This is a genomic window from Petrotoga halophila DSM 16923 (assembly GCF_002924615.1).
This window is the reverse complement of the sequence record NZ_JALY01000298.1, coordinates 1-7,612: the sequence shown is the minus strand read 5'-3', so window position 1 is coordinate 7,612 and position 7,612 is coordinate 1. Positions and strand designations below refer to the sequence as shown.

6 protein-coding genes and 1 pseudogene are annotated in these 7,612 nt (G+C 31.3%); 3 read left to right on the top strand and 4 right to left on the bottom strand.

The features are described from left to right. From AA81_RS13265 to AA81_RS14055, 3 genes and pseudogenes are all read left to right on the top strand, one after another. Positions 1 to 235 (top strand): annotated as a pseudogene (locus AA81_RS13265) (hypothetical protein); the annotation flags it as partial. Positions 236 to 310: 75 nt separating this feature from the next. Then, complete coding sequence (locus AA81_RS13260) at positions 311 to 889, top strand: RpnC/YadD family protein (protein ID WP_103899295.1); 579 nt, start codon at positions 311 to 313, stop codon at positions 887 to 889. A 246-nt stretch (positions 890 to 1,135) separates the two neighbouring features. Next, complete coding sequence (locus AA81_RS14055; RefSeq protein WP_169999802.1) at positions 1,136 to 1,378, top strand: transposase; 243 nt, start codon at positions 1,136 to 1,138, stop codon at positions 1,376 to 1,378. Between the two features lie 367 nt (positions 1,379 to 1,745). On the opposite strand, the gene AA81_RS13250 is transcribed toward AA81_RS14055, so the two are convergent. The 4 genes from AA81_RS13250 to AA81_RS13230 all read right to left on the bottom strand — a co-directional run bounded on the left by AA81_RS13250 (position 1,746) and on the right by AA81_RS13230 (position 7,258). Next, positions 1,746 to 2,882: a deoxyguanosinetriphosphate triphosphohydrolase family protein gene (locus tag AA81_RS13250; protein WP_211292720.1), complete on the bottom strand. Its 1,137-nt coding sequence runs from the start codon at positions 2,880 to 2,882 to the stop codon at positions 1,746 to 1,748. Between the two features lie 294 nt (positions 2,883 to 3,176). Next, positions 3,177 to 4,607, bottom strand: coding sequence for a flippase (locus tag AA81_RS13240; RefSeq protein ID WP_103899292.1), 1,431 nt, complete (start codon positions 4,605 to 4,607; stop codon positions 3,177 to 3,179). Positions 4,608 to 4,610: 3 nt separating this feature from the next. Then, positions 4,611 to 5,711, bottom strand: coding sequence for a UDP-galactopyranose mutase (gene glf / locus AA81_RS13235; RefSeq protein WP_103899291.1), 1,101 nt, complete (start codon positions 5,709 to 5,711; stop codon positions 4,611 to 4,613). A 530-nt stretch (positions 5,712 to 6,241) separates the two neighbouring features. Beyond that, on the bottom strand, positions 6,242 to 7,258 hold the full coding sequence (locus AA81_RS13230; protein WP_211292719.1) for a glycosyltransferase family 2 protein: 1,017 nt from the start codon (positions 7,256 to 7,258) through the stop codon (positions 6,242 to 6,244). Positions 7,259 to 7,612: the final 354 nt, after the last annotated feature.

Genomic DNA, 7,612 nt, shown 5'->3' with positions numbered 1-7,612 from the left:
GGGGGAGCTGATGAAAGGCACCAACATAACCCACAACCGTCAGGATATTATCTTCAAAAAGATATCAGTACTATTCAAAAACGAAACCCTCGAATATTATGAACTAAACTTACCAAAGATAATCTCAGTAAAACCAACAGAACTACCAGTAATAAACGTATCAAACCAAAACATGGATTTTGTATTTGAATTAGAAGACAACTCACTGTTACACTTAGAATTTCAAACTACCTAGAAGAAAGCAGACTTACTAAGATTTTCACAATACGACATAGCGTTATACCAAAAAGAAAGAAGAAAGATAAACACGGTGGTAATATACTCAGGGAAATACGAAAGTGCAGAAAATGAATTGGACATGGGCTCAAACAAATACAAAGTTTTACAAGTATTCATGATAAAGTACGATGGAATAAAAAGGTATAAAGAAATAAAAGGAAAGATAGAAAAAGGAGAAACCCTAACGGATAAAGACTTAATGGATTTAGTATTCTTGCCATTGATGAGAAACGAAAAAAGCGAAGAAGAAGTGACAAAAGAAGCGTTAGAGTTAGCGATCACTATACCAGATGAAAACAAAAAAGAAGCGGTAATAGGATCGTTATTAGGGTTCTCTGATAGTTATGTAAGGGAAGAGTACCTAAACAAACTGAAAGAGGTGATACGAATGACAAAGATAGGAGCCTCATTATTTGAAGAAGGCGTGGAAAAAGGGGAAAGAAAAGGCGAAAGAGAAGTAATCATAGAAATTCTAAACCAAAGGTTTGGAGAAGATTTTGATAAAAGATTGAAAGGAAAGATCAGAAAAGCAAATGAAGAAACCATAAACCAAATAAAGAAGAACATTCTAAACATTACACTAGAAGAGCTAAAAGAGTTACTTAAATAGTTTCTGAAAAGACGCCCAACATGGGCGTTTTTCAATTAAAAACTGTTACTAATTTTAATGAACATTTGCTATGGCTAACGGTAACTGTACGTATCCTAGGCCATCAATATCGCTATACTTATGTGTTTAAACACCAAAATCTTATATAATTGTATTGTACCTTCTCTATCACCTTCCTTGAACCCCCCTTCGGGGCGTTTCCCCCCCTGTACAATTTTTTATCCAAATTTATTATACAGGATTTGTGTGATAGGGTGGTACACTTTTCGAGAAAAAGCTAGTAATTTAAAGATCAGAAATATAGATAAATTTGTGAACGGTTTAAAAAGGGATATTCAAGCGGTTAGAAATGCTATTGTATATGAATACAACAATGGACTAGCAGAAGGTTCTGTGAATAAACTGAAAGTTATTAAAAGGATAATATATGGAAGAAACAAATTTGAGATGTTGAGACAGAAAGTTCTTTTTCTTGAGAATAATGGATAGGGTTCAACAATCAGTGGAAAGAACCACTTTTCGTTTAGTAAGTGCACCTTACATTGCAGCTTCATTTACTAATCTAAAAATATATCAAAAATTCACAGATTCTGCCGAGCTTTGTTCCACAGTCGAAAACATAAAGACTCAACCAATAAAAAAAGGCGCCTTGTACAGACGTCTTGTATATTTTTCAACAATCTAATATTTTATCTAACAATCAACTAAATCATTTGCCAATATAGTATTCCATGAGTATTTTAGCAACTTCAGCTCTTTTGAATTCTTAAGGAAATATTCTTTTATACGATTCTCAACGGTCGTTTCACTCAATTTTTTGATGAAAAACTATGACCTACTAAATTGTTTAAATATTTTACTCGGGATAATCTTCCTCTGAACATACTTTATCTCTATCGAAATTAATCGGCTCCGGAAAGATTATTTCTTTCGCACATTGTAAGGCATATTGATCAGTCATGCCTGCAACATAATCCAAAACTATTTGTTTAGGTATAAATGGTTTCTTTTTTTCATACAATTCTCTCATTTTGTATAGATAATTCCCAAATCTTTTATCAAGAGGAATATCAGTATTACAATATTTATCATATTCTAGTCCATTTTCACTTAAAATACTCTCCAAATGGTTGAAAATGATTTCGATAATTTTTTCTACGTGAGTAATATAAGTTTTTAAGCGGTTATGTCTATATATATTTTTATAATTAAAGTCTTTTAAATTATTCATTAGTTCGAATTTTTCATTAGAAAATCCTATTTCACCATTTTCACCAGACCACTCAATTAAATCAGTAACAAAAGTATCGATAATTTCTCCGTTTTTCTTTCCTAGTTTTTCACGGACGTCTGATGGAATATCTTCCTCTTTTATTAATTGTGCAGTGATAGCATCTTCAATATCCCTTCCTAAATATGAAATCTTATCTGCCATTCTGACTACACAACCTTCATAGGTAGTGGGAAGAGTGCTTCTATCTCTAATTTCCTCTAATACCTTCTCTTCTTTAACAGGACTAATAGATTTAGTAAAATCTTCACCACAGTGGGAAATAATCCCATCCCTTACTGCATAGGTTAAATTAAGGCCTTTTCCTGTTCTAGCTAATTTATCCACTACTCTTAAACTGTGCACTTCATGAATGAAACCTCCTATGCCCTTTGCTAGTTCATTTAGCTTCTTTTCCCCAGCATGTCCAAAAGGCGCATGCCCTAAATCATGCCCTAAAGCGATAGCTTGAGCTAAGTCAATATCTAATCCTAGCCCCTTACAAATAGAAGCAGCAATAGTGGATACATGTAAAGAATGCTCTATTCTGGTGCAGATGTGATCATTTTGAGGAGAGAAAAATACTTGTGTCTTATTTTTTAATCTCCTAAAAGGCATTGAATGAATTATTGCTGTTTGATCACGAAAATAAGGCCCTCTAATGTCTTCTTTTCGTTCTATTATCCTTCTTTTATAAATATCATCACTTAATGGATTCTTCAATTTAAACTCATCTCCTATGCTTATTAATTGGAGAAAAGCTTTCCTCTTCTCCCCCTTTATAAAATCTCAAATATTCTCTGCAATTATAACCTTCGCCAGCCATTCTTTGTTTTCAAAGTTCCAGTCTATTATTCTTTTTATCCCTTCTTCTAATCTTGCATCTGGGTCAGAGTTTAACTATCTTTCTTTGTGTGCTACTTTATTAACAAATGATTTTTCGACACTTATATTAGACGAAGATAATCAAATCATGATGGGAAGAACCAGTATTTGGTTAGTCTTAGCACCTGATTTTTATCTTTTAAAAAATTTATGAATAAAATAAAAAACAACTTCGGATTTAGTTAAAATAGAATAGATTCCGTAAACTAACGTCCCAGAAAAAATCTGAATTACGGTTGTTATTATAGAAACACCCATAAAATAACCAATTAATCTAATTACAAAAAGCATTAAAAGAGAACCAATTAAATATTTCAAGAATACCTCTAATAATAACTTGGTTTGTATAAATCTTCTCATCATAAGAAACTGAATAAAAGTAACTAGAAACTCTGCTATGACAGACGAAATAGCAGCTCCTAAACTTTGATATGATTGTATCAAAAAAAGATTCAAAATAAAATTTACCACTGCAGCTAAAGTAACAGATAACGTAAATCCTAATTCTTTTTTCATAGGCAACATCATTTGAACTCCAATAATATTGCTCCAACCAATTGCTAACATAATAGGTGAAATAAGTATCATATTAGGTATCACTGGAAAAAAAGCTTCACCAAAGAACCATGGTACAAACTCCTTTGCAATACCCATTAATCCAAAAGTTAAAGGAAAAGTCAAAAAACTAATATAAACAAAGGATTTGGCGGTATATTCTTTGATTTTGTTATATTCTTCTTTTGCAAAATAATTAGAAATTCTTGGCATCATGACAACACCTAAAGAAGTAGCTAATCCCAAAGCCATTTTAACTATCTTCTGGGAATTTTCATAGTAAGCTACTTCAGAAGCATTTGATATTATCCCTATCATTGTTTTATCCATAACTGTATAAATTTGTATCGCAATTTGAGGGATAAAAATTTTTAAGGTAGGTAAAAAATGGGAGAAGATATCACTTCTTCGGATTTTTGTTTTAACCACTTCTTTTGGTATATATATCCACATTATCGCTTGCCCTAAAAAAGCGGTAAAAGAAGAAATGAAGATATATACCCACAAATCATTAATGTCTTTCACTAACGAAAATATCAATACTACACCAATGAGTTTAATAATCAAGTTCCTTGTTACAGTTTTTTGAAATTCCTCTTGGCCATTAAAAAACCAAGTTATATCCATCATCATTCCAAATAAGTGAAATCCTGATATCCAATACAACATTTGAAGGTTAGGATCTACAAAAAAATGTACAAAAAAAGCATAAGCAATAATTGAAAAAGAACTAAAAATAAGCTTTAAGCTAAAAATACTCCAAAAAGTTTTACTCATTTCTACTTTATCTTCTCTATAATAGGCAATTTGTCTATTACCATACAAACTTATACCCATAGTTCCTGCAATCACAAAATAACTAGTGATGGAATTGATAAAAGCTGCAGTTCCCACACCTTCAGGCAACAATACTCTTGAAATATATGGAGTCGTTATTAAAGGTACTAATAAAGTGACTATTTGGTAAGCTACGTTGTATAGATAGTTCTTAAATATACTTTTTGCCATATTCTAAATCCTTACTGAACGCGTTAAAGCTTCTCCAATAACTTGGTCCATATTATAATATTTATACTCAGCTAATCTCCCTACAAAAAGAAAATTACCTTGTTCTTCTAATTTCTTTACTTCTTCCATGTACTGTTCCCTTTTTTTCATATTTTCATCGGTCATTACTATATAATATGGTTCTCCTTCAGCTTTCGGGTACTCAAAACAAACAGTCGTCTTATTGGTTTTTTCATTCAAGAAATGTTTGAATTCAGTAATTCTAGTCCAATCATAATCGTTTGGATAGTTTACAGTTGCAACAGGCTGATAATATTCTTGATCAAAAGTTTTTAATCTTAGTTCTAGGGATCTATACTCTAACTTCCCGTATTTGTAATCAAAGAATCTATCGAGCTCTCCTGTGTAGATAGTTATATTGGCTTTTATTTGATCTTTGATGTCAAAATAATTCATACCAAGTAATATCGATATATTTTCATGATCCAGCATATTTTCAACCATTTGAGCGTATCCATTCTTTGGAATTCCTTGATATTTATCAGAAAAATATCTTTTATCTCTATTTTCCCTTACAGGAATCCTTTTTGCTACTTCGGGAGCTAACTCCTGTGGATCTCTTCCCCACTGCTTCCATGTATAGTTTTTAAAAAAAGTTTCATATAACTTTTCTCCTACTTGCGAAACCACAACATCTTTGAAATTCTTAGGAGGATCATTAAATTTTGACTTTTCTACTTCTTTTTTGAGAAATTCGTTTATTTCAAAAGTTGGTATTTCAATTCCAAAAACTTCTTTTATTGTATCTCGATTGATTGGAAAAGGAACATAATTGCCGTCAGCATAGCTTAGAACTCTATGCTGATAATAATTGAATTCTGTAAACCTATTAACAAAATCCCATACTTTTTTATTGTTTGTATGGAAAATATGCGGTCCATATTTATGTACGGTTATTCCTTCTTGATCTTTGTAATCATAACAGTGCCCAGCTATATGTTTGTGCTGTTCAACTATTAAGACTTTTCTACCTTTTTCAGCTAACATTCTTGCGACTGTAGAACCTGCTAATCCAGCTCCAACAATTAAGAGATCACAATTCATTTAAAACACCTCAATTTTAGTTTCTCTATACTTTTCATCACCGATTAATTTTTTATAATTAATACCGATTATATCAATTGTAAAAAATTACTGATCCTCTCACGAAAATAATGGGTATTTATTTGAAGTTAAATTAAGTCTATCCAAGACAATAAAAAAACCAGACGATACTTAGCTGCATGAGAAAATTTCTTGTGTCAAGATGCTGATATTCCATCAATTCATCGAGCCCAACTTTATCTTTCTTGGTAAGGTTGTTAGGATTTTTTAATAGCAAGTATTTTTGCTTTCTTTTTATTTTTCTAAATAATGGCAGATTATTTAATCCATGGAAGCGAATCAATTTTTAAAGCTGCCTTTTTCAACTAAATTATCTTCATCACACATTAAAATATAAACACTTTCAATCTGCCTTTTAAAACCATCTGATGAGCTAAAGTTATTTTCAAGACGATATATCTCTATATTACTAATTCTAAGGTCCTGTTTAAGAAGGAGTACTCGGTTACTATATGTTCATATTAAAATGACTATTTTAACCCTAAAATTCTTTTTGGTTTGTCATTGTCAAAAGTATCTGTAAATCCATCGAGTACAGAAGATATGACAAATTTGATTCTTTTTATTTTATGATCGTCATATAAAATAATTCCAACAATTGAGCGACTCAAAGATATTAAGATTTGAAAATACAACTTGAGCTTATTAGTGGAGTATTTTCGCACAAGGCTTATTTGATTTCTTCTCCCATAATAAGATAACCACAATTTTGACAGTGGAACTCTTTCTTTTATTGTTTGTTTTGATGCTTCTTTATGAAGAATTTTACTACTTGGAATTAATTTAATTTTCCCTACTTTTGATAGTCGTAAACAGTATTCAAAATCATCATTGTGTATAAAATACTCTTTATTAGGGTAACCTATTTTTTTTACTGCTGTTGACCGTATTAATAATCCTACGAATGAAGCAACATGAATGTCGCAAGAAGATTTTGTATACTCGATTTCATCAAGAGGCTTTTCAATTAATGGAAACATATTGGTATAATCAACTTTACCTCTATGATTTATTGCAATAGAATTATCTGGTCTTAAAACAGTTCCTGCTAACCCAACTATCGATTGGTCCTCAAAATGTTTGCTTAATAAGTACAGACTTTCTGTATCTGGTTCCGCATCATCATCCATCAACCAAAGCCAATCATAGCCTCTTTCATATCCTCGTTTTACACCTTCATGAAATCCGCCAGCACCACCGATATTCTCGTTCATTCTCATATAATAAACTTTCACACTACTACCATTGAGTAGGTTTTTTACCTCAAACTCTTTTTCCCAAGGCACTCTTATGTTTTCAGGCGGCAATTCTGTAATGTATCCTTTTTCTTTCAACAACTCAGATGTACCATCATTTGAAAAGTTATCGATAATATACATCGCATCAATAGGTCTTGTTTGCTTAAGCAAGGCATCTAAACATTCTATCAATAATTCTTTTCGATTATATGTTACTACTACAGCACAAACTGTCTCTTTAATTTCCATCACCTTACCTTTCTAGTCAAAAATTTCTAAGATTATCTAAAAACATATCCATATCAATGTATATATATTCAACCAGTTTTCTTATTACGTTAAGATTAATAAGATTGTTAAAATCTTTTGAGGTTTTAAATACTTATTGTATTTTTGGTTCATACTTGTAAACATTAGATAAAGTAGAATGCTACGGCTAACCGAATACTGTTTCTTTACACTGATTGTTGAATTATCCATTATTCTCAAGAAAAAGAACTTTTGGCCTCAACATCTCAAATTTGTTTCTTCCATACATTATCCTCTTAATAACTTTTAGTTTATCCACGGAACTGCACCAGATGATTATTAGCTTTTTCTATC

What these genes read in the sequence shown, in the direction of transcription:
- AA81_RS13240 (WP_103899292.1), bottom strand. Translation starts at nt 4,607, where the DNA reads ATGGCAAAAAGTATATTTAAGAACTATCTATACAACGTAGCTTACCAA.
- glf (WP_103899291.1), bottom strand. Translation starts at nt 5,711, where the DNA reads ATGAATTGTGATCTCTTAATTGTTGGAGCTGGATTAGCAGGTTCTACA.
- AA81_RS13230 (WP_211292719.1), bottom strand. Translation starts at nt 7,258, where the DNA reads ATGGAAATTAAAGAGACAGTTTGTGCTGTAGTAGTAACATATAATCGA.